Here is a 20,210-nt window from a genome sequence, read left to right as displayed (position 1 = left end):
CACACCGAACCCGGAAGGCCCTCACCCGTTCAAGATCCCTAAGCCGAGACCTGCATCACCCGTCCACAACCTCCCGCGGCATTACAGCTAGGGCCCGGCCGCACACACAACCTGCGCGCACGCCCGCCCGGCCCTGACCCTCGCCCCGTCAGCCGTGCCCAGGTCCCCGCCCCGGCGGGGCGGCCGGCCTTACTCCCCGAAATCCAAGTCCTCGGTCTCCTCCCCCTCTTCTTCCAGCGCTTGGCGCACCAGGCGGAGCGCCAAGCCCTCGGGGTAGCCCTTGCGGGCGAGCATGCCCGCGAGGCGGCGCAGCCTCTTGTCGCGGTCGAGGCCGCGGGTGGAGCGGAGTTTGCGGGCGATGAGTTCGCGCGCGGTCTCCTCCTCCCGCTCGGCGTCCAGCTGTCCGACCGCCTCGTCGATCACCGCGGAGTCCACACCCTTGGTGCGCAGCTCGCGGGCGAGCGCCCGACGGGCCAGGCCCCGCCCGTGGTGCCGGGACTCCACCCAGGCGTCCGCGAAGGCGCTGTCGTTGATCAGCCCGACCTCCTCGAACCGGGACAGCACCTCCTCGGCCACCTCGTCCGGGATCTCCCGCTTGCGCAGAGCGTCGGCCAACTGCTTGCGCGTGCGCGGGGTCCCGGTGAGCAGGCGCAGGCAGATGTTCCGCGCCCGCTCCGCCGGGTCCCCTGACGGCTCCCCTCGCTCGGCCCTCGACGAGTCAGGAGGGCCGTCGTCCTGTGCGGCGCCGGGCGCGTCCCCGAACCCGCCCTTGCGTCGGCGTCCGCGCGGCCCGGCCCCGCCCCGCGAACGTCCCCCGCGGCGCGGTCCGCCCGCCGCGCCGTCCCCCGAGTCGCCCTCGTGGCCGCCCTCGTGCTCGTGCCCGGCGTCCCCGTACGCGGCGGCGTCGTACGCCTCGTCACCCCCGTGCCCCCGGCCCCCAGGGGCAGGGGGGCCGGCGTCGTACTCGGCCCAGTCGGTTCGTCGTGTCACGGACTAGCTCTTGGCCGCCGCGGCCTTGGTCTTGGCGGCCTTGGGTGCGGGCACCGTCTTGGCGGCGTCCTCGACGGGCGCCCCGGCCACCGCGTCCACGGCCGGCTCGACGACGGGCTCCTCCGGACGGACACCGACGCCCAGCTTCTCCTTGATCTTCCTCTCGATCTCGTTGGCCAGATCGGGGTTGTCCTTCAGGAAGTTGCGCGCGTTCTCCTTGCCCTGGCCGAGCTGGTCGCCCTCGTACGTGTACCAGGCACCGGCCTTGCGGACGAAGCCGTGGTCGACGCCCATGTCGATCAGGCCGCCCTCGCGGGAGATGCCCTGGCCGTAGAGGATGTCGAACTCGGCCTGCTTGAAGGGCGGCGCGACCTTGTTCTTGACGACCTTGACGCGGGTGCGGTTGCCGACCGCGTCGGTGCCGTCCTTCAGGGTCTCGATGCGGCGGATGTCCATACGCACCGAGGCGTAGAACTTGAGCGCCCGGCCACCGGTCGTGGTCTCCGGCGAGCCGAACATCACGCCGATCTTCTCGCGGAGCTGGTTGATGAAGATCGCCGTGGTCTTCGACTGGTTGAGCGCGCTGGTGATCTTTCGCAGGGCCTGGCTCATGAGACGGGCCTGCAGACCCACGTGCGAGTCACCCATCTCGCCCTCGATCTCCGCGCGCGGCACGAGTGCGGCGACGGAGTCGATGACGATGAGGTCGAGGGCGCCGGAGCGGACCAGCATGTCGACGATCTCCAGAGCCTGCTCACCGTTGTCCGGCTGGGACAGGATCAGGTTGTCGATGTCGACGCCGAGCTTCTTGGCGTACTCGGGGTCGAGGGCGTGCTCGGCGTCGATGAACGCCACCGAGCCGCCGGCCTTCTGCGCGTTCGCCACCGCGTGCAGCGTCAGCGTCGTCTTGCCGGAGGACTCCGGCCCGTACACCTCCACCACGCGGCCGCGGGGGATGCCGCCGACGCCGAGCGCGACGTCGAGGGCGGTCGACCCGGTGGGGATGACCTCGATGGGCTCATTCGGCCGCTCGCCCATGCGCATCACAGCGCCCTTGCCGAATTGCCGTTCAATCTGTGCGAGTGCGGCTTCGAGCGCCTTCTCGCGGTCGGTTCCTGCCATGGGTTCCACCCGGTTTGCTTGTGTCGATCGCTTCACGTCAAAGACGCTAACGCCTGCCACTGACAATCGGCCTCGACGCCCGTCCGCCTGTGGATAACTCGAGGCTCGCCGCCCGGTCACTCTCTCCGGATCCCTTGGGATTCCTGGGGAGAAAGCCCCTGGACGCTCCATAAGAATGGATGTTCGATTTCGGTGTCAAGCGCACCACGCGGAGCCGGAGCAGTCACCGCCGCCCGTCCCCTCAGCCCCTCGGGCGAGGCCGTCCCGCGGCCCGATCCGACCGGCGCGGTCCGACGGCCCAGCATCTCCTGCCACGTCCCGACCGGCGGAAACCCGGCTACCGGTCCTCGGCGTTCGGCTCGTTCGGCCCCCGCAGGGCACCTCGTGCCCGGGCGAGCACCGACGCGCCGCCGCGCCTGCGGTGCCCGTGCACGCGGGGATCGTCGGTGACGTCGTACCGCTTCACGTACGCCCCCAGGAACGCCTGCAACGTCGCGACGGCCGGAATCGCGATCAGCGCGCCCACGGCACCGAGCAGTGCCGTGCCCACGATGACCGACCCGAAGGCCACCGCGGGGTGGATGTCCACCGTCTTCGCGGTCAGCTTCGGCTGCAGCATGTAGTTCTCGAACTGCTGGTACACGACGACGAAGACGAGCACCCACAGCGCGTACCACGGGTTCACGGTGAAGGCGATCAGCATCGGCAGCGCGCCCGCCAGGTAGGTGCCGATGGTCGGGATGAACTGCGAGACGAGACCCACCCACACGGCGAGCACCGGCGCGTACGGCACCCCGAGCACCTGCAGCAGGACGTAGTGCGCGACCCCGGAGATCAGCGCCATCAGGCCGCGCGAGTAGAGGTAGCCGCCCGTCTTGTCGACGGCGATCTCCCAGGCGCGCAGCACCTCCGCCTGCTTGGCGGGCGGCAGCACCGAGCACAGCGCGCGCCTCAGCCGCGGCCCGTCGGCGGCGAAGTAGAACGAGAACAGCGTGATCGTCAGGAGCTGGAAGAGCCCGCCGAGCACCTGCGCGGACACGTCCAGGACGCCGGTCGCACTGTTCTGGACGTACTTCTGGAGCCAGTCCGAGTGCAGCAGGCTGTCCTGGACCTCGACCCGGTTGAGCTCGGTGTGGAATGTCTGGTTGACCCAGCTGATGACCTGGTCGAGGTATTTCGGGAAATCCTCGACCATGTCCACGATCTGGCCCGCGAGCATCGATCCCATCAGGACGACGAAGCCCGCGCACGCGATCATCACCGCGAGGAAGACGAGGCCGGTGGCCAGGCCGCGGCGCAGGCCACGTGCCGACATCCAGCTCACGGCCGGCTCCACCGCGAGCGCGAGGAAGAACGCGATCAGTACGTTGATCAGCAGCCCGGTGATCTGGTGGAAGGCCCAACTGCCCAGCTGGAAGCAGGCGACGAGGGAGAGGGCGAGCACCATGGCACGCGGCAGCCAGCGCGGCATGCGCGCCTGCGGGGCGGGCGCAGGGCCGGGCGGCCGCTCGGGGGGCGTCGTGCCGGGCGGTGCCGCGTCGGCCGTCACCGGAGGGTTCTCGTCTGTCGCTGCCACGGAGCCAGTCTCGCCCACTCCGCGGACGATCGGTGACCTCCGCCGGTCCGTCATCGCGGTCAGCGCTTCTCGGCGGGCACGTCCATCGCGGTGCACACCACGCGCCAGACGTCCTTCGCCTCCCAGCCGGCGTCGAGCGCCTCCTGCACCGTGCGTCCGCCCAACCCGGCCATCACGTGGTCGCGCGCGAACGTGTCGGCGTTCCCGGATCCGAAGTGATCCGCCATCAGCTGCCAAAAGACCGTCAACCGCATGCCTCCAGTATCCCGCCCCTGAGAGTGGGGCCCGGCCGGGGAGGCTTTCCGGCAACGCTTTCCGCCCTACGGTCGGTGCATGGCCGAAACCGGAGCTTCCCCACTCCCCTCGTCGATGTCGGCACACTCCCCGCTCTCCCGTGCCGAGTGGTTCATCTGGCAGACCGCGCGCGTCCTGGAACAGCGCCGCTTCGCCTATCACTTCTCGACGGCCTCGCCCGTCGCGGCCGACGCCGTCGAGACCGCCCTGGCCGCCTACCGCAACGAGGACGACGGCTACGGGCACGCGCTCGAACCCGACCTGCGCGGTCCGGCCAGCCAGCCCCTGCACACCGGCCACGCGCTGCGCGTCCTGGATTCGATCGGGCGGTGCACAGGGCGGCGTGTGGACCGCGTAGGCCGCTATCTGACCGCCGCCTCCACTCCGGAAGGCGCCCTTCCGGCGGTGCACCCCAGCCAGCGCCGCTATCCGCATGCCCCGTTCATCCCCGTCATGGACGATCCGCCGGGTGCGCTGCTGGCCACCGGCCCGGTGGTGGGACTGCTGCACAGCAATGAGGTGTGGCACGCCTGGTTGTTCCGGGCCACCGAGTTCTGCTGGTCCGCCGTCGACGCCCTGACCACGTCACATCCGTACGAGATCGAGGCGGCGGTCGCCTTCCTGGACGGCGTGCCGGACCGCCCGCGCGCGCGGGTCGCCGCTGACCGGCTGGGTCGACTCGTCCGCGAACAGCGGCTGGCGGTGCTCGATCCGGAGCGCCGGGACGACTGGCCGGTGGCTCCCGGCTACGCGCCGGACGAGCACCACTTCCCGTACGACTACGCGAAGACGCCCGGCTCGCTGGCCCGCTCCTGGTTCACCGACGAGGAGATGACCCGCGCTCTGGTCCACCTGGAGAGCGAACAGCAGGAGGACGGTGGCTGGCCCGTCAACTGGCGCCAGTGGGCCCCTGGCACCTCTCTGGAAGCGCGCCCCATGGTGACGATCGACGCGCTGCTCACACTGCGCGCCTACGGACGTCCCTTGTAGATCACACTGCGCGCCTATGAACGTGCCGTGCAGAGCGGCCCTTCTGCGGCCGCGCAGTCACTCCTCGGAGTCGCGCAGAAGCAGCGCCGCGAGCGCGAGGGCGGTGCCGCGCGGCGACGACAGATCGATGCCGGTCTGCTCGGCGATCTTCGCGAGCCGGTTGTCGACGGTGTTCGGGTGCAGCGCGAGCGCGGCGGCGGTGGCTCGGCGGTCCTGTTGGTGGGAGAGGTGCGTGCGCAGCGTCTCCAGCAGCTCGGGCCGCTCCGCGACCGGGTCGAGGAGGGCGGCGATGCGGTGGCTGCTCTCGTTGCGCCGCGAGAGGTGGTACTCGAGCAGGACGTCGTCGAGACGGTGCAGGCCGGGCGGCAGCCCGCACGCGCGCGCGATGCGCAGGATCTCGGTCGCGGTGCGGGCCGCCTCGGGGATGTGCTCAGGCCCGTCCGCCCGCACCGCGGCGGCGCGCACGTGCAGCCCGCTGGCCTTGCTCAGGAGCTGTGGCAGGTCGGCCGGCGGGGCGCAGTCCCGGGGGACGATGACCCGGCCCCCGGCGCCGTCCAGGAGGGCGGGTACCTCCTGGCCGAAGACGCGGTCCAGGACGGTCTGCAGACGCCGCAGCCGGCGCCGGACCGCGACCGGGCTTTCGGGGGGCGGCGAGTCGGGACTCAGCGCGAGAACGAGGGCGGGCCCTTCGAGGCGGAGCTGGTCGAGCAGCACATGGCCGGGCGGGACCATGCCGTCGAGCAGTCCGCGCAGCAGCGAGCGCTGCTGCGCGTGCTGTTCGGCCTCCAGGGCGGAGCGTTCGTCCAGGTACGTCTCGGCGACCGCGCCCATGACAGCGGGGTGGCTCTGCAGCAGGACGTCGACCAGCTCGACCAGGGCGGCCTCCTCGCCGGGGCGGGCGGCGTCCCGCAGCGCCTGCCACAGGACGTAGACGCCGAGCGCGTGGGTGCGCAGCAGGAGGTGCAGCGGCATGCCCTCCTCGGCGCGCTGGGCGGCCCGCTCGCGGAACAGCCGGTGGCTGCCGGGCCGATCGGGTCCCGGGTCGCTGACGCGGCGCAGGAACAGCCGTACGCCGTACCTGGCGGTCGCGGCGATCTCCAGGTCCTTCACGTCGTCGGGCAGATCCGCGTAGCCGGGCAGGTCCTCGAAGGAGTCCCGGGCCATGCGGCGGGCCAGCTCGTTGACGTGCGGCTCGCAGCGCGCGGCGAGGGAGCGGGCTTCGGGCGACAGAGGCACGGTTCCCCCTCGGTTCTGGACGCGTGCGTCCATACGCGGCCGCTGGTGGTGACGCGCCACATTACCCAGCTGTCTTGTGCCGCCGTTCAGGTCACCCTGTGAGGGCCCGCACCCCCGCCGTGACGACCACGGCAGCGGCGACGACCACGAGGAACGGTGCGCGCAGCACCAGCGCGACGGCGGCAGCGGCCACCCCCGCGGCCTTGGCGTCCAGGATCAGGACGCGTCCCTCCGCGAACGTCTGCTGCGCCGTGAGAGCGGCGAGCAGCGCGACCGGCAGCAGCGCCGCGAGCCGTTTCACCGCGGGCCGCTCCAGGGCGCCCGCGGGGACGAGCAGACCGATCAGCTTGACGGCGTAGCAGCCCACTGCGGTGACACCGATGGCTATCCAGACGTTCACCGGTCTCCTCCTTGTGGGGTGTCGGACGCGGCGGTGCGGCGACGCCCCTCTATGTAGAGCACGGCCGGGGCGGCGAGCGCGGCCACCAGAACGGGAACCCCGGCGGGCAGCACGGGGAGCAGTCCGAGTCCCAGTACGACGGCGACGGCCGCGACGGCACGCTCCGTGGTGGTCCTCAGCATCGGCGCCAGCAGCGCGAGGAAGACAGCGGGCCCGGCCGCGTCGATCCCCCAGGCGTCGGTGTCGCCGATGGCCTCTGCTCCGAGGGCGCCGACGAGGGTGGTCAGGTTCCACAGGACGTACAGGGTCAGCCCGGTCACGGTGAAGCCCATCCGCACGCTGCGCCGCGTCGGCTGGGCCAGGGCGACGGCCGTCGTCTCGTCGATGACCCAGTGCGCGGCGAACGGGCGCACCGCGCGCGGGAGGGCCAGCAGCTGGGAGAGGCGCAGTCCGTAGAACGCGTTGCGCACTCCGAGGAAGAACGCGCCCGCTGCGGCGGTGAAGGGGTTGCCGCCGGCCGCGAGCGCGCCGACGAGCGCGAACTGCGAGGCCCCGGTGAAGACCAGAAGGCTGAGCGCGCAGGTCTGCAGCACGCTGAGGCCGCTGCCCGCCGAGGTCACTCCGAAGGCGAAGCCGGAGAGGCCGACGGCGACGCCGACACCGAGCGCGTCGCGGACGACCGCTCGGTCGGGTTTGCCGCTCTCACCGGTGTGCCGGAGGGCGGGGCCGTCCGGCGTTCGTATGTCTGCGGGTGTTGTCTGTTCTGCCACAACCCGGACTGTAGGAGGAGCCGCCCTCAGAGGTCTTGTACGTTCTTGCGCTCCCGCTGGTAGGCCCCGGGAGGGACGCCGACGATCCGGGTGAAGTGCCGGTTGAGGTGCGGCTGGTCGGTGAAGCCGACGGCCACGGCGGCTGCGGCGGGCGCCGTGCCCCCTTCCAGGAGGCGCCGTGCGACGCGCACCCGGGCGTTGGTGAGCCAGGCGTGCGGCGGCATCCCGTAGGCGTCACGGAAGGCCCGCAGGAGCGCGAACGGGCTGGTGCCGAGATCCGCCGCGAGGGTTTCCAGGGACGGTGGGTCGGTCATGTCCGCTTCGAGCACCGCACGCGCGCGTGCGGCGGCCGTGGCCCCCGCCGACCGGCCCGGCCTCAGGGCGAGCGCCGTGCCGTGGCGCCGCAGCAGCCGGGCGACGACGACCCGCAGCAGGCTGTCGGCGGCCAGCGCGTTGCCCTGCTCGGCCGCTCGGTGCACTTCTCTGATCAGGTGTGCGGCGTGCGGGTCGAAGACGATGGTCTCGCCGAAGCCGGCGGTGCCGCGGACCGTGCTGGTCTCCGCGGCGATCTCGCCGACGACCTGCGCCGACGGATAGAGCGTGGAGTACGACCAGCCGTCGGGCCCGCCCGCTCGCGCGGTGTGTGCCACCTCCGGGTTGATCATGACGACGGTGCCGGGAGCGGCGTGCACGGTGCTGTCGGGCATGCCGACCTCTTCGACCCCCGAGCTCACCGCCCCGAACACATAGCCGTCGTGGCTGTGGCGGGGGAAGGTGTGCCGGAGGTAGCGGGCCCGCAGCAGGTCGAGCCCCGGCAGCCGCTCGTACCGCCAGTGACGTGCCCATTCGCCGTTCCCCGCCATCCCTCCATTCTGCGCCACATCACCCCGATGAACCAGTCATTTTCGCAGGTCACGGCCTTTGTCAGTGGCGGGGTGCAGGATGGGGGCATGGTCAGGTCCAGGCAGGGAGCGCACGGCGGCTCCAGCCCTCGCAGCGCCCTAGACGGGTTCTCCCCCGCGACCCGCGGTTGGTTCACGGGGGCCTTTTCCGCGCCCACGTCCGCGCAGGCCGGGGCGTGGCAGGCGATCGGCGAGGGATCGGACGTGCTGGTCGTCGCGCCGACCGGTTCGGGCAAGACACTCGCCGCGTTCCTCGCCGCCCTCGACCAGCTCGCCTCCACACCTCCGCCCGCCGACCCCAAGAAGCGCTGCCGCGTTCTCTACGTGTCACCGATGAAGGCCCTCGCCGTCGACGTCGAGCGCAATCTGCGCAGCCCGCTGACGGGTATCCGCCAGGAGTCCGTGCGGCTGGGCCTGCCCGAGCCCGAGGTGAAGGTGGGCATCCGCTCCGGGGACACCCCGCCCGCGGAGCGGCGCGCGCTGGCCACGCGCCCGCCGGACATCCTGATCACGACACCGGAATCGCTCTTCCTCATGCTGACGTCGGCCACGCGTGAGGCGCTGACCGGCATCGAGACGGTGATCCTGGACGAGGTGCACGCGGTGGCCGGCACCAAGCGCGGCGCCCACTTGGCGCTCTCCCTGGAGCGCCTGGACGAGTTGCTGCCCCGCCCGGCCCGCCGTATCGGCCTGTCCGCGACGGTCCGGCCGGTCGACGAGGTGGCGCGTTATCTGTCGCCGCGGCGCAAGGTGGAGATCGTTCAGCCGCCGTCCGGCAAGAAGTTCGACCTGTCGGTGGTCGTCCCCGTCGAGGACCTGGGCGAGCTCGGCGGTTCCCCGGTGGCCGACTCCGACCAGGGGGCCGAGCGCCCGTCGATCTGGCCCTCCGTGGAGGAGCGCATCGCGGACCTCATCGAGGCCCACCGTTCGACGATCGTCTTCGCCAACTCCCGGCGTCTGGCGGAGCGCTTGTGCAACAGGTTGAACGAGATCGCGTACGAGCGCGCCACCGGTGAGGCCCTCCCCGAGGACCACTCCCCCGCCGAGCTGATGGGTGGCTCCGGCGCGGCGACGGGCGCCCCTCAGATCCTCGCCCGCGCGCACCACGGCTCGGTCTCCAAGGAGCAGCGCGCGCTCGTCGAGGAGGATCTGAAGGCGGGCCGCCTGCCCGCTGTCGTGGCGACATCCAGCCTCGAGCTCGGCATCGACATGGGCGCCGTCGACCTCGTCGTCCAGGTGGAGTCCCCGCCCTCCGTGGCCTCCGGGCTGCAGCGCGTGGGGCGCGCGGGCCACCAGGTCGGCGCGGTCTCCACCGGGGTCGTGTTCCCGAAGTACCGCGGTGACCTGGTGCAGTCCGCGGTCGTGACCGAGCGGATGCGCTCGGGCGCCATCGAGTCGTTGCGCGTCCCGGGCAACCCGCTGGACGTGCTCGCCCAGCAGTTGGTCGCGATGACGGCCATGGACACCTGGCAGGTCGACGACCTCCTCGCGCTCGCCCGCAGGGCGGCCCCCTTCGCCTCGCTCCCCGAGTCCGCGTTCACCGGTGTCCTCGACATGCTCGCGGGCCGCTATCCGTCCGACGCCTTCGCGGAGCTGCGCCCTCGGGTCGTCTGGGACCGCGTCGCGGGCACCGTCACGGGCCGTCCCGGGGCCCAGCGCCTGGCCGTCACCTCCGGGGGCACGATCCCCGACCGCGGCCTGTTCGGTGTCTTCCTCGCGGGCACCGACCCCAAGAAGGGCGGCGGCCGCGTCGGCGAGCTCGACGAGGAGATGGTCTACGAGTCCCGCGTCGGGGACGTCTTCACGCTGGGCACCAGCTCCTGGCGGATCGAGGACATCACGCGCGACCGCGTCCTCGTCTCCCCCGCCCCCGGCGTCCCCGGCCGGCTCCCGTTCTGGAAGGGCGACCAGCTCGGCCGCCCGCTGGAACTGGGGCGCGCGGTCGGCGCCTTCCTCCGGGAGGTCGGTTCGCAGAAGCCCGACGACGCGCGCGTGCGCCTCGCCGACGCGGGCCTCGACACCTGGGCCACGGAGAACGTGCTGTCCTACCTGGCCGAGCAGCGCGAGGCGTGCGGCCACATCCCGGACGACCGCACGATCGTGGTCGAGCGGTTCCGGGACGAGCTGGGCGACTGGCGCGTCGTCGTCCACTCCCCGTTCGGTGCCCAGGTGCACGCCCCGTGGGCGCTCGCCCTCGGCGCCCGGCTCAGCGAGAAGTACGGCATGGACGCCCAGGTCATGCACGCCGACGACGGCATCGTGCTGCGCCTGCCCGACGCCGACCTGATGGGCCTGGACCTCCTCGACCAGGAGCCGGCCGGGCCAGGTCGGGAGTACGACTCCGAGCAGGCCCCCATCAGCGCCGCCGACGTCGTCTTCGACAAGGGGGACGTCGACCAGATCGTCACCGACGAGGTCGGCGGTTCGGCCCTGTTCGCGTCCCGTTTCCGCGAGTGCGCCGCCCGCGCCCTCCTGCTCCCGAAGCGCAACCCCGGCAAGCGCACACCCCTGTGGCAGCAGCGTCAGCGCGCCTCCCAGCTGCTCCAGGTGGCCAGTGAGTTCGGCTCCTTCCCGATCGTCCTGGAGGCGGTGCGCGAGTGCCTCCAGGACGTCTTCGACGTGCCGGGCCTCACCGAGCTGATGGGCGACATCGAGTCCCGCAAGGTCCGCCTCGTCGAGGTCACCACACCGGAGGCGTCGCCGTTCGCCCGCTCGCTCCTGTTCGGTTACGTCGCGCAGTTCCTCTACGAGGGCGACTCCCCGCTCGCCGAGCGCCGTGCGGCGGCGCTCTCCCTGGACTCCCGGCTGCTGGCCGAGCTGCTGGGCCAGGCCGAGCTGCGCGAGCTGCTCGACGCGGACGTCCTGGCGGAGCTCGAGCAGGAACTGCAGTGGCGTACCGAGGACCGCCGCGTCAAGGACGCCGAGGGGGTCGCGGACCTGCTGCGCCTGCTGGGCCCGCTCACGGACGCCGAGCTGTCGGAGCGGGGCGCCGAGCCGGGCTGGGCCGAGGAGCTCCTGTCCGCCCGGCGGGCCATCCGGGTCCGCGTCGCCGGCGTCGACCACTGGGCGGCGATCGAGGACGCGGGCCGCCTGCGCGACGCCCTCGGCACGGCGCTGCCCGTCGGAGTCCCCGAGGCCTTCACGGAGCCGGTCAAGGACCCGCTCGGTGACCTCCTGGCCCGGTACGCCCGCACGCACGGCCCGTTCACCTCCACCCAGGCGGCGGCCCGCTTCGGCCTGGGCACCGCGGTCACGGAGGGCGCGCTCCAGCGCCTCGCCGCGAACGGCCGGGTCGTACAAGGCGAGTTCCATCCCGCGGGCATCGGCCAGGAATGGTGCGACGCCACCGTGCTGCGCCGCCTGCGCCGCCGCTCCCTCGCCGCGCTGCGGCACGAACTCGAACCGGTGCCGCCCGCCGCCCTGGCCCAGTTCCTGCCGCAATGGCAGCACTTGAGCGGTCACGGGCTGCGCGGCATAGACGGTCTGGTCCGCGCCGTCGAGCAGCTCCAGGGCGCCTCCGTCCCCGCCTCGGCGCTGGAGAAGCTCGTCCTGCCCTCCCGCGTCTCCGGTTACGCTCCGGCGCTGCTCGACGAGCTCACGGCCTCCGGCGAGGTGTTGTGGGCCGGCGCCGGGTCGCTCCCCGGCAAGGACGGCTGGGTCTCCCTCTACCTCGCCGACGCAGCCCCGCTCCTCCTGCCCCCTCCGCACCCACTGGAGCTCACGCCGCTCCACCAGGCGGTCCTGGACAGCCTCTCCGGGGGCTACGGACTGTTCTTCCGGCAGATCGCCGACCAGGTCCGCGCTCTCACCTCCGCCCAGGGCCCCGACGCCGCCGGCGGCGCCCCCGCCGTCGTCGGCGACCCGCAACTGGCCGACGCACTCTGGGAGCTGGCCTGGTCGGGGCGGCTCACGAACGACACGCTCGCCCCGATGCGCTCCCTCCTCGGCTCGGGCCGCACCGCAGGTTCCACCGCCCACCGCGCGCGGAGAGCCGTCCCGCGCGGCCGGTACGGGAGCCTGACGGCCGCCGCCCGGGCCACCTCGCGCACCGGCCCGCCCACGGTCGCCGGCCGCTGGTCGCTCCTCCCCGCCCTGGAGCCCGACCCGACAGTGCGCGCCCACGCCCTGGCCCGCACCCTCCTGGACCGGCACGGCGTGGTGACCCGCGGCGCGGTCGCCGCCGAAGGGGTCGAGGGCGGCTTCTCGGCGACGTACCGGATCCTGTCGGTCTTCGAGGAGAGCGGGCAGGCCCGGCGCGGCTATGTGGTGGAGGGGCTCGGCGCCGCCCAGTTCGCGATGGACGGCGCGGTGGACCGGCTGCGCGCCGCGGCGAACGCGCAGGAGCGCGGCGCGCCCCAGCCCGATCCGTACGCCCCGGCCGACGCCCCCGCCTCCAAGGCGTCCGCTTCCCGCGCCCTGGTCCTCGCCGCCGCAGACCCGGCCAACGCGTACGGTGCGGCCCTCCCCTGGCCCGAGCCGCCCGCGCGCGCGGGCCACAAACCGGGCCGCAAGGCGGGCTCCCTGGTGGTCCTGGTCGACGGCGAGCTGACTCTCTACATGGAGCGCGGCGGCAAGAGCCTCCTCGCCTGGCCCAGCACCGAATCCGACGCCGCCCCGCCGTCCGCGGCCGACCTCGCGGACGACCCCCGCCTGCCCGCCGCCGCCCGTGCCCTGGCCGAGGCGGCCCGCTCCGGCGCCCTCGGCACGATCACCGTCGAGCGGATCAACGGCGAGGCCGCGCTCACCGCCCCGCACGCCGCTCTCCTGGAAGGAGCCGGTTTCCACGCGACACCCCGTGGCCTGCGGCTGCGCGCCTGAGGCCGCGCCGGCGCCGCCCCGGCGTCCCGGCCGCCTCCGAGGCAGCGCGCCGCCTACCCTGGAGTCATGCCCGAAGGAGACACCGTCCTGCAGGCCGCCAAGCGGCTGCACACCGCGCTCGCGGGCCAGGTACTGATCCGCTCGGACCTGCGTGTCCCCCGGTTCGCCACGGCTGACCTCACCGGCCGCACGGTCGTGGACGTCATCTCGCGCGGCAAGCACCTGATGACCCGGATCGAGGGCGGCCTCACCCTCCACTCGCACCTGCGGATGGACGGCTCCTGGAAGATCTACGCCCCGGGCGAGCGCTGGCGCGGCGGCCCCACGCACCAGATCCGGGCCATTCTCGCCAACCAGTCGCACGCGGCCGTGGGCTACCGCCTCCCCGTGCTCGAACTGCTGCGCACCAGCGAGGAATCCAAGGCCGTCGGCCACCTCGGCCCCGACCTGCTCGGCCCGGACTGGGACCCCGACAAAGCCCTGAGCAACCTGCTGAAGGACCCCGCCCGCGCCGTCGGCGAAGCCGTCCTCGACCAGCGCAATCTGGCCGGGATCGGCAACGTCTTCAAGTCCGAGCTCTGCTTCCTCCTGGGGATCACGCCCTGGCTGCCGGTCGGTGACATGGCCCCCGAAACCGCCGAGCACCTCCCGCTGCTCTCCAAGAAACTGCTCGAAGTCAACCGCGACCGCCCCCACCGCATCACCACCGGCCGCACCCGGCCCGGCGAGCGCCTGTACGTCTACGGCCGGGCCTCACGGCCCTGTCTGCGCTGCCGCACCCCGATCCGCGTGGCCGAGCAGGGCGACGGCTCCCGCGAACGCCCCACCTACTGGTGCCCCACCTGTCAGCCGGGCCCGCACCCCAGCAGGTAAACCCCGCACGGCAATTGACGACCCGTCAGGAAAACTCGTACGGTCCCCTCATGCCCGTCAAGGCGTACGACCTCACCGGACGCACCGCATTCGTCACCGGCGCCGCGAGCGGTATCGGACGCGCCTCGGCCGCGCTCCTCGCCGAGGCGGGGGCGACCGTGCACTGCGCGGACCGCGACGCGCAGGGCCTGCACGAGACGGCGGCCCGCATCAAGGAGAGCGGCGGCGCTGCCCACACCCACGCCCTGGACGTGTCCGACCGCACCCAGGTCGCCGAGGCCGTCACCGCCGCCACCGCGACCAGCCCCACCGGCGCGCTGGACATCATGGCCGCCATCGCCGGGATCATGCACAACAGCCCTGTCCTGGAGACGCGCGACGAGGACCTCGACCGCGTGCTCGCCATCAACTTCAAGGGCGTGCTGTACGCGTGCCAGGAAGCGGCCCGCACGATGATCGCGTCCGGTACCCGCGGCTCCATCGTCACCATGGCCTCGGGCGCGATCGACACCGGCGGCCCCGGCCTTCTCTGCTACGGCGTGGCCAAGGCCGCCGTCGTCCAGCTCACCAAGACACTCGCCACGGAGGTCGGCCGGCACGGCATCCGCGTCAACGCGGTCGCGCCGGGCTGGATCCGCACCCCGATGACGACCCGCCACGACGAGAGCGCCCAGGCCCACACGGAATCCCTGATGGTGCGCATGGCCCCGCTCGGCCGGGTCGGCGAACCGGAGGACATCGCGCACGCGGTGCTGCATCTGGCCTCGGACGCCGCGGCGTTCACGACCGGCCAGATCCTCCGCCCGAACGGCGGCGTCGCCATGCCCTGGTGATCTTCCCCCGCACCCCGCCCCCGATGTTCCGCCCCGCCCGCACTCCCCGCGCCTCCCGCACTCCCCGCACTCCCCGCACCGCGCGTCGCCTCGGCGAACCGGCGACCCCCGCCGCCCGCGCCTTCGGCAAGGCGTGCACCGGCAACAGACTCAAGCCCCAGCCCCCGGCGGCCACCGCCCCCTCGACCGCCCCCGCGTCCGGCGCGAAGGCCAGCCTCAGCACGCCCCACCACCACAGCGCGCCGAGCACCACACCCGGTATCCAGCGCAGCAGCCGCCCTGCCACGACCGCTCACCTCCGCCCGTCACCGGATATCGCACCTCGACGCCGAACGCCCGCAGACGGCCTCGGCAAGCGCACAAAGGGGCGTGCCACGGACCCCGTGGCACGCCCCCACACTCCACACAGCCCGCCAGAACGGGCGAACACCGCGGTCAGCCGCGGTTCTCGGCCTGGAACATCCAGTGGTGCTTCTCCAGATCGGCCGTGATGCCGATGAAGATGTCCTGGCTCACCGGGTCCGCGTCACCGGTCGCCTCGATCCGCGCACGCATCCGCGTGATCACCGCGCCGAGCGCCTCCACGAGCGTGCCGACCGCGTCCGTGTCCTTCACCCAGCCCTCGGACACCGCGCCGATGCCGCTGCTCGCGGCCACCGTCTTCGCCCGCCCGTCGGGCGGGACACCCAGCGTCGAGGCCCGCTCCGCCACCGTGTCGGAGTGCTGCCGCGCGGTGTCCACGACCTCGTCGAGCTGAAGGTGCACCGAGCGGAACCGGGGGCCCACTACGTTCCAGTGGACCTGCTTCGCCACGAGGGAGAGGTCCACCAGGTCGACGAGCGCGCCTTGCAGCGCCTCGGCCACGGTCTTCAGGTCAGCATCGGACAGCGGACTCTTCACGACGTACATCCCTACCTCGCCTACCTCGGTATGGAAATCACGTCCCACGATGGCACAGATGCACTATTACGGACACACGAAGCAACAATTGGTTACGTGGTGCGCACAGCTGAAAGCCCCGACCACATCCCCGGCCGGGGCCTCATCACACTGCACACTGCGTCAGGCGCTACGCCGCTACGACGTCGACCGCTTCCGCAGGCGCCTTGATCGTCACCCGTTCCGGCGGGACGCCGGCCACGGAGACAGAATTGAGCATCGGGCGAACCGGCGTGCGCACCGGTTCTGACGGGACCGCTGCTGCCGACTCGGCCAGCTCCGCGAGAGCGAGCTCGTCGCTCACCTCGCGCATCAGCTCGGACATCCGTACGTCAAGCGCGTCGCAAATAGCGGAAAGCAGCTCGGAGGATGCCTCCTTCTGCCCCCGCTCCACCTCGGAGAGATAACCGAGCGAGACTCGGGCGGACGAGGAGACTTCGCGCAGAGTACGGCCCTGGCGCTGGCGCTGCCGACGCAGCACGTCACCCAACAGGCGACGGAGCAGAATCATCGGTGGCTCCCTCCTCGGACCGCGTAGCCGCATCCTTCACGCCCCACCGTACCGCCTCGTGCCGCGGCCGTGCGGGGAGCGATGTCGTGTTCACTCAGGGCTGCAAACATCAAAACCCCCCGTTCTGTTCCGTATCCTGTGTCCGCTCATTCCCAGTACGTTCGCCGAAATGCCCTCCGACCAGCTCATCCACGAGGAGGCCGAGCACGCTCCGTACACTCTCCCTACGGATTTCCGTCCGGCCGCCGTTCAACCGCAGCTCGAGCACTTTGCGGCTACCAGCGAAATTCCGTGTGCCCTTCGACGTACTGTTCCCGGGCCCGACAGCGGCCACGTAGACGGTGCCCACCGGCTGCCCGTCCTGCGGCTCCGGTCCGGCGACACCGGTCGTGGCGATCCCCCAGTCCGCGCCGAGGACCTCGCGCACACCCGCCGCCATCTGCAACGCGACCTCGGGATGGACGGGCCCGTGCGCGGCGAGCAGGGCGTCGTCCACTCCGAGCACTTTGTGCTTCAGCTCGGTCGCGTACGCCGTGACGGAGCCGCGCAGGACCTTCGAGGCCCCGGGCACCGCGACCAGCTCCGCGCCCACCAGGCCGCCGGTCAGTGACTCGGCCACGGCGAGGGTCTCCCCGCGCTCGGCCAGCAGTCGCAGCGCCTTGGCAGCCTCGTCCGTCACTTCTCGGCCGCCTCCGAGGACGTCGGCGTCTGTTCCGAGGGCGTCGTGGCCTGCCCCGAGGACGCCGCCTGCTCCGTGGCCGCCCGGGACACGGCCGCGGCGGCCTGTGCCTCCACCAGGCCCGCGCGCCGCAGCACCACCGCCTGGCGTACGTAGTCGAGACCGGTCACCACGGTCAGCGCGACGGCCACCGCCATCACCCAGAACCGGAGCGTGGCGAGCGGCCCGGTCAGGGCCAGCACGTACATGCCCACCGCCATGCCCTGCGCGAGCGTCTTCATCTTGCCGCCGCGGCTGGCCGGGATGACCCCGTACCGGATCACCAGGAAGCGCATCAGCGTGATCCCGAGCTCACGGCCGAGGATGACACCGGTCACCCACCACGGCAGGTCTTCGAGGGACGAAAGGCAGACCAGCGCCGCGCCCATGATCGCCTTGTCGGCGATCGGGTCGGCGATCTTCCCGAAGTCGGTGACCAGGTTGTACGTACGCGCCAGGTGCCCGTCGAAGATGTCGGTGATCATGGCGACGGCGAACGCCGCCCAGGCCCAGGCCCGCCACGCCGGGTCGTACCCGCCGTCGGCCAGCATGAGCATCACGAACCCGGGCACGAGCAGCAGCCGCACCATGGTCAGGATGTTGGCGATGTTCCACAGGCTCGCCTGGTCGACGGCCGCAGCGCCCAGCTTGCCGCCGGGCGCCGGCGTGCCGGTCCCGCCCGTGGCGGAGGCCGGGACTCCGGTCATCTGCCAGCCTCCTCAAGCCCCTCGATCGGCTCCGCGACGAGGTCCACACCCTCGGTCCCGACCACCTTCGCCACGACCATACGGCCGATACCGAACTCGGCGCCGCCCGTGAGCCGCACCTGTCCGTCCGTTTCCGGCGCCTGGTGCGCCCCGCGACCGACGACACCGTCCTCGTCGTCCACGGACTCGACGAGCACCTCGACGGTCTCGCCCAGCCGCTCCTCGGCCCGCTGCGACACCAGCTGCTCGGCGAGGCGCGACACGCGCGCGAGACGCTCGGCGACGACGTCCTCGTCCAGCTTGTTCTCGTACGTCGCCGCTTCCGTGCCCTCTTCGTCGGAGTAGCCGAAGACGCCGATGGCGTCGAGCCGCGCGCCGTTCAGGAAGCGCTCCAGCTCGGCGAAGTCGGACTCGGACTCGCCGGGGAAGCCCACGATGAAGTTCGACCGGACACCGGCCTGCGGCGCCTTGCTCCGAATGGTGTCGAGCAGCTCCAGGAACCGGTCGGTGTCGCCGAAGCGCCGCATCGCGCGCAGCACACCGGGCGCCGAGTGCTGGAAGGAGAGGTCGAAGTACGGGACGACCTTGTCGGTCCCCGTCAGGACGTCGATCAGGCCGGGCCGCATCTCGGCGGGCTGCAGGTAGCTGACGCGGACGCGCTCGATCCCGTCCACGGCCGCCAGCTCGGGCAGCAGCGACTCGAGCAGGCGGATGTCGCCCAGGTCCTTGCCGTACGACGTGTTGTTCTCGGAGACCAGCATGACCTCCTTGACGCCCTGCTCGGCCAGCCAGCGCGTCTCGTTCAGTACGTCACTGGGGCGGCGCGAGATGAAGGAGCCGCGGAACGAGGGGATCGCGCAGAACGAGCAGCGCCGGTCGCAGCCGGAGGCCAGCTTCACGGAGGCGACGGGCGCGCCGTCGAGCCGGCGGCGCAGCGGCGCGCGGGGCCCGGAGGCGGGCGCGAGCCCGTCGGGCAGGTCCGCCGGGGCGTGGCCGGGCAGTGCGATGCCGGCCCCGGCCTCCTGGCGCTCGGCAGGGCTGATCGGCAGCAGCTGGCGCCGGTCGCGCGGGGCGTGCGCCTCCACGCTGCCGCCGGAGAGGATGGTCTGCAGGCGGCCGGAAATGTCCTCGTAGTCGTCGAACCCGAGTACGCCGTCGGCCTCGGGCAGCGCCTCGGCGAGCTCCTTGCCGTACCGCTCGGCCATGCAGCCGACGGCGACGACGGCCCGGGTTCTGCCATGACCCTTGAGATCATTGGCCTCGAGCAGGGCGTCGACGGAGTCCTTCTTGGCGGCTTCGACGAAGCCGCAGGTGTTGACGACGGCGACATCCGCGGCCTCGGCGTCCTCGACGAGCTCCCAGCCGTCCGCCTCCAAGCGGCCTGCGAGCTCCTCCGAGTCCACCTCGTTACGGGCGCAGCCAAGGGTGACAAGTGCGACGGTACGGCGTTCGGGCATGGACTCAAGACTACTTCGTTCCGCTGACAGCCCTCGCCCCGAGGGTTGCCGAAAGATCGTCCGGGCCGTCCGTCAGCCGACTTCGGGGTCGCCCTTCGTGTACGTGAGCCGCTCGACCTGCCCCGGCTGGAACGCGTCCTCGATCTGCTTGCCGTTCACGAACAGCTGTATGGCGCCCGCATCCCCGAGCACGAGATCGATCTTCTGGTTGTCCTGGAAAGTCTTGGTCTGACCCTGTTCGAGCAGACCGTCGAAGAGAATCCGCCCGTTGTGATCCTTCGCGGAGATCCAGCTGCGGCCCTCCGCCGCGCTGATCTTCACGGTGACCTTGTCCTGCGGGGCGGCCGCGATCGCACTGTCGGACGGCTTGGGGTCTACGGGCTTCCTGGCCGTGGCGCTCGGCTTCGGTGCGGGCTTGCCGGTCGCGGGGGTGGCGCCCTCGGCGGCCTGCTGGTTGTCGCCGCTGTCGTCGCTCCCGTTGACCACGGTGTAGCCGACGAAGGCGATGACCGCCACGATCGCGGCGACCATGGCGGCGGTCCAGTTCGGCCGGCGCGGCTCGGAGCGGATGCGCTCGGCCTCGAACAGGGGCGCGGCCGGCGTCGGCGCGGGACGCCCGCCGTGCCCGTCGCCGTACCGCGCCAGCAGCGGCTCGGGATCGATGCCCACGGCGCGCGCGAGCGCCCGGATGTGGCCGCGCGCGTACACGTCGCCGCCGCAGCGGGAGAAGTCGTCCTCCTCGATGGCGTGCACGATCGGGACGCGCACCCGCGTCGACTGGCTGACCTGGTCGACGGTCAGTCCCGCGGCGATACGTGCCTGCTGAAGGGCGCGGCCGATCGAGGGCCCGTCGTCCGTGGGCGCGGTGCTGTCTTCCGAAGGACGGTCTTGCGAAGGACGGTCGTCTTCAGGGGAGTTGCCGATGGACACGGGGGCGCCTTTCGAGCGTGTAACCACCTGCTGGAGGTTCAGTCTAGGGGGGGTGCGAAAGGGTGGGGCAACCGGGCGGTCGGACTTTGTACGCCATCAGAATGGCCCGACATCCTGATGGTGGGACAAGAGGCTGTCCCTTCC

At 72.2% G+C, this 20,210-nt stretch carries 18 protein-coding genes; 4 read left to right on the top strand and 14 right to left on the bottom strand.

All coding sequences use genetic code 11. The features are described from left to right. Positions 1-189 precede the first annotated feature (189 nt). The 4 genes from recX to ACZ45E_RS38465 all read right to left on the bottom strand — a co-directional run bounded on the left by recX (position 190) and on the right by ACZ45E_RS38465 (position 3,942). Complete coding sequence (gene recX, locus ACZ45E_RS38480; protein WP_468230802.1) at positions 190-990, bottom strand: recombination regulator RecX; 801 nt, start codon at positions 988-990, stop codon at positions 190-192. A 3-nt stretch (positions 991-993) separates the two neighbouring features. Continuing rightward, positions 994-2,112: a recombinase RecA gene (recA, locus tag ACZ45E_RS38475; protein WP_468230799.1), complete on the bottom strand. Its 1,119-nt coding sequence runs from the start codon at positions 2,110-2,112 to the stop codon at positions 994-996. Positions 2,113-2,449: 337 nt separating this feature from the next. Next, on the bottom strand, positions 2,450-3,688 hold the full coding sequence (locus ACZ45E_RS38470) for an AI-2E family transporter (protein WP_468230796.1): 1,239 nt from the start codon (positions 3,686-3,688) through the stop codon (positions 2,450-2,452). Between the two features lie 59 nt (positions 3,689-3,747). Continuing rightward, entirely contained in the window at positions 3,748-3,942 is a 195-nt protein-coding gene (locus ACZ45E_RS38465) for a DUF3046 domain-containing protein (protein WP_468230794.1), read from the bottom strand. A gap of 79 nt (positions 3,943-4,021) precedes the next feature. On the opposite strand from ACZ45E_RS38465, the gene ACZ45E_RS38460 reads away from it, so the two are divergent. Further along, positions 4,022-4,972: a hypothetical protein gene (locus ACZ45E_RS38460; protein ID WP_468230791.1), complete on the top strand. Its 951-nt coding sequence runs from the start codon at positions 4,022-4,024 to the stop codon at positions 4,970-4,972. 57 nt (positions 4,973-5,029) lie between these two features. Here ACZ45E_RS38460 and ACZ45E_RS38455 read toward each other — a convergent pair whose 3' ends face one another. The 4 genes from ACZ45E_RS38455 to ACZ45E_RS38440 form a co-directional block, all read right to left on the bottom strand. Then, positions 5,030-6,208, bottom strand: a complete 1,179-nt coding sequence (locus ACZ45E_RS38455) for a PucR family transcriptional regulator (RefSeq protein ID WP_468230788.1) — start codon at positions 6,206-6,208, stop codon at positions 5,030-5,032. Between the two features lie 91 nt (positions 6,209-6,299). Then, the gene (locus ACZ45E_RS38450) at positions 6,300-6,608 is read right to left on the bottom strand and encodes an AzlD domain-containing protein (RefSeq protein WP_468230785.1); all 309 of its coding nucleotides are present in this window, start codon (positions 6,606-6,608) and stop codon (positions 6,300-6,302) included. Beyond that, a complete protein-coding gene (locus ACZ45E_RS38445) occupies positions 6,605-7,378 on the bottom strand; it encodes an AzlC family ABC transporter permease (protein ID WP_468230782.1) in 774 nt (257 codons plus the stop codon). Before ACZ45E_RS38445 ends, ACZ45E_RS38450 begins: the two co-directional genes overlap by 4 nt. Before the next feature lie 26 nt (positions 7,379-7,404). Beyond that, positions 7,405-8,241: an AraC family transcriptional regulator gene (locus ACZ45E_RS38440; protein ID WP_468230780.1), complete on the bottom strand. Its 837-nt coding sequence runs from the start codon at positions 8,239-8,241 to the stop codon at positions 7,405-7,407. An 87-nt stretch (positions 8,242-8,328) separates the two neighbouring features. On the opposite strand from ACZ45E_RS38440, the gene ACZ45E_RS38435 reads away from it, so the two are divergent. The 3 genes from ACZ45E_RS38435 to ACZ45E_RS38425 all read left to right on the top strand — a co-directional run bounded on the left by ACZ45E_RS38435 (position 8,329) and on the right by ACZ45E_RS38425 (position 14,804). Continuing rightward, on the top strand, positions 8,329-13,098 hold the full coding sequence (locus ACZ45E_RS38435; protein WP_468230777.1) for an ATP-dependent helicase: 4,770 nt from the start codon (positions 8,329-8,331) through the stop codon (positions 13,096-13,098). A gap of 66 nt (positions 13,099-13,164) precedes the next feature. Then, a complete protein-coding gene (locus ACZ45E_RS38430; RefSeq protein WP_468230775.1) occupies positions 13,165-13,971 on the top strand; it encodes a DNA-formamidopyrimidine glycosylase family protein in 807 nt (268 codons plus the stop codon). Positions 13,972-14,021: 50 nt separating this feature from the next. Next, entirely contained in the window at positions 14,022-14,804 is a 783-nt protein-coding gene (locus tag ACZ45E_RS38425) for an SDR family NAD(P)-dependent oxidoreductase (protein WP_468230773.1), read from the top strand. 435 nt (positions 14,805-15,239) lie between these two features. On the opposite strand, the gene ACZ45E_RS38420 is transcribed toward ACZ45E_RS38425, so the two are convergent. From ACZ45E_RS38420 to ACZ45E_RS38395, 6 genes are all read right to left on the bottom strand, one after another. Beyond that, positions 15,240-15,713: a Dps family protein gene (locus ACZ45E_RS38420; protein ID WP_468230770.1), complete on the bottom strand. Its 474-nt coding sequence runs from the start codon at positions 15,711-15,713 to the stop codon at positions 15,240-15,242. A 160-nt stretch (positions 15,714-15,873) separates the two neighbouring features. Continuing rightward, positions 15,874-16,254: a helix-turn-helix domain-containing protein gene (locus ACZ45E_RS38415; protein WP_468230767.1), complete on the bottom strand. Its 381-nt coding sequence runs from the start codon at positions 16,252-16,254 to the stop codon at positions 15,874-15,876. Positions 16,255-16,363: 109 nt separating this feature from the next. Then, the gene (locus tag ACZ45E_RS38410; protein WP_468230764.1) at positions 16,364-16,933 is read right to left on the bottom strand and encodes a CinA family protein; all 570 of its coding nucleotides are present in this window, start codon (positions 16,931-16,933) and stop codon (positions 16,364-16,366) included. Continuing rightward, the gene (gene pgsA / locus ACZ45E_RS38405; protein ID WP_468230762.1) at positions 16,930-17,679 is read right to left on the bottom strand and encodes a CDP-diacylglycerol--glycerol-3-phosphate 3-phosphatidyltransferase; all 750 of its coding nucleotides are present in this window, start codon (positions 17,677-17,679) and stop codon (positions 16,930-16,932) included. The genes ACZ45E_RS38410 and pgsA overlap by 4 nt, the downstream gene beginning before the upstream one ends. Next, complete coding sequence (gene rimO, locus ACZ45E_RS38400; RefSeq protein WP_468230759.1) at positions 17,676-19,136, bottom strand: 30S ribosomal protein S12 methylthiotransferase RimO; 1,461 nt, start codon at positions 19,134-19,136, stop codon at positions 17,676-17,678. Before rimO ends, pgsA begins: the two co-directional genes overlap by 4 nt. 72 nt (positions 19,137-19,208) lie before the next feature. Continuing rightward, a complete protein-coding gene (locus ACZ45E_RS38395) occupies positions 19,209-20,066 on the bottom strand; it encodes a helix-turn-helix domain-containing protein (RefSeq protein ID WP_468230756.1) in 858 nt (285 codons plus the stop codon). Positions 20,067-20,210 lie beyond the last annotated feature (144 nt).

Source organism: Streptomyces sp. NPDC030991 (assembly GCF_055571235.1).
The sequence above is the reverse complement of the archived record's forward strand: the minus strand, read 5'-3'. Positions and strand labels throughout refer to the sequence as shown.

Coding starts and splice junctions, on each gene's coding strand:
- recA (WP_468230799.1), bottom strand. CDS start 2,112: ATGGCAGGAACCGACCGCGAGAAGGCGCTCGAAGCCGCACTCGCACAG.
- ACZ45E_RS38465 (WP_468230794.1), bottom strand. CDS start 3,942: ATGCGGTTGACGGTCTTTTGGCAGCTGATGGCGGATCACTTCGGATCC.
- ACZ45E_RS38460 (WP_468230791.1), top strand. CDS start 4,022: ATGGCCGAAACCGGAGCTTCCCCACTCCCCTCGTCGATGTCGGCACAC.
- ACZ45E_RS38440 (WP_468230780.1), bottom strand. CDS start 8,241: ATGGCGGGGAACGGCGAATGGGCACGTCACTGGCGGTACGAGCGGCTG.
- ACZ45E_RS38435 (WP_468230777.1), top strand. CDS start 8,329: ATGGTCAGGTCCAGGCAGGGAGCGCACGGCGGCTCCAGCCCTCGCAGC.
- ACZ45E_RS38430 (WP_468230775.1), top strand. CDS start 13,165: ATGCCCGAAGGAGACACCGTCCTGCAGGCCGCCAAGCGGCTGCACACC.
- ACZ45E_RS38425 (WP_468230773.1), top strand. CDS start 14,022: ATGCCCGTCAAGGCGTACGACCTCACCGGACGCACCGCATTCGTCACC.
- ACZ45E_RS38420 (WP_468230770.1), bottom strand. CDS start 15,713: ATGTACGTCGTGAAGAGTCCGCTGTCCGATGCTGACCTGAAGACCGTG.
- ACZ45E_RS38415 (WP_468230767.1), bottom strand. CDS start 16,254: ATGATTCTGCTCCGTCGCCTGTTGGGTGACGTGCTGCGTCGGCAGCGC.
- pgsA (WP_468230762.1), bottom strand. CDS start 17,679: ATGACCGGAGTCCCGGCCTCCGCCACGGGCGGGACCGGCACGCCGGCG.
- rimO (WP_468230759.1), bottom strand. CDS start 19,136: ATGCCCGAACGCCGTACCGTCGCACTTGTCACCCTTGGCTGCGCCCGT.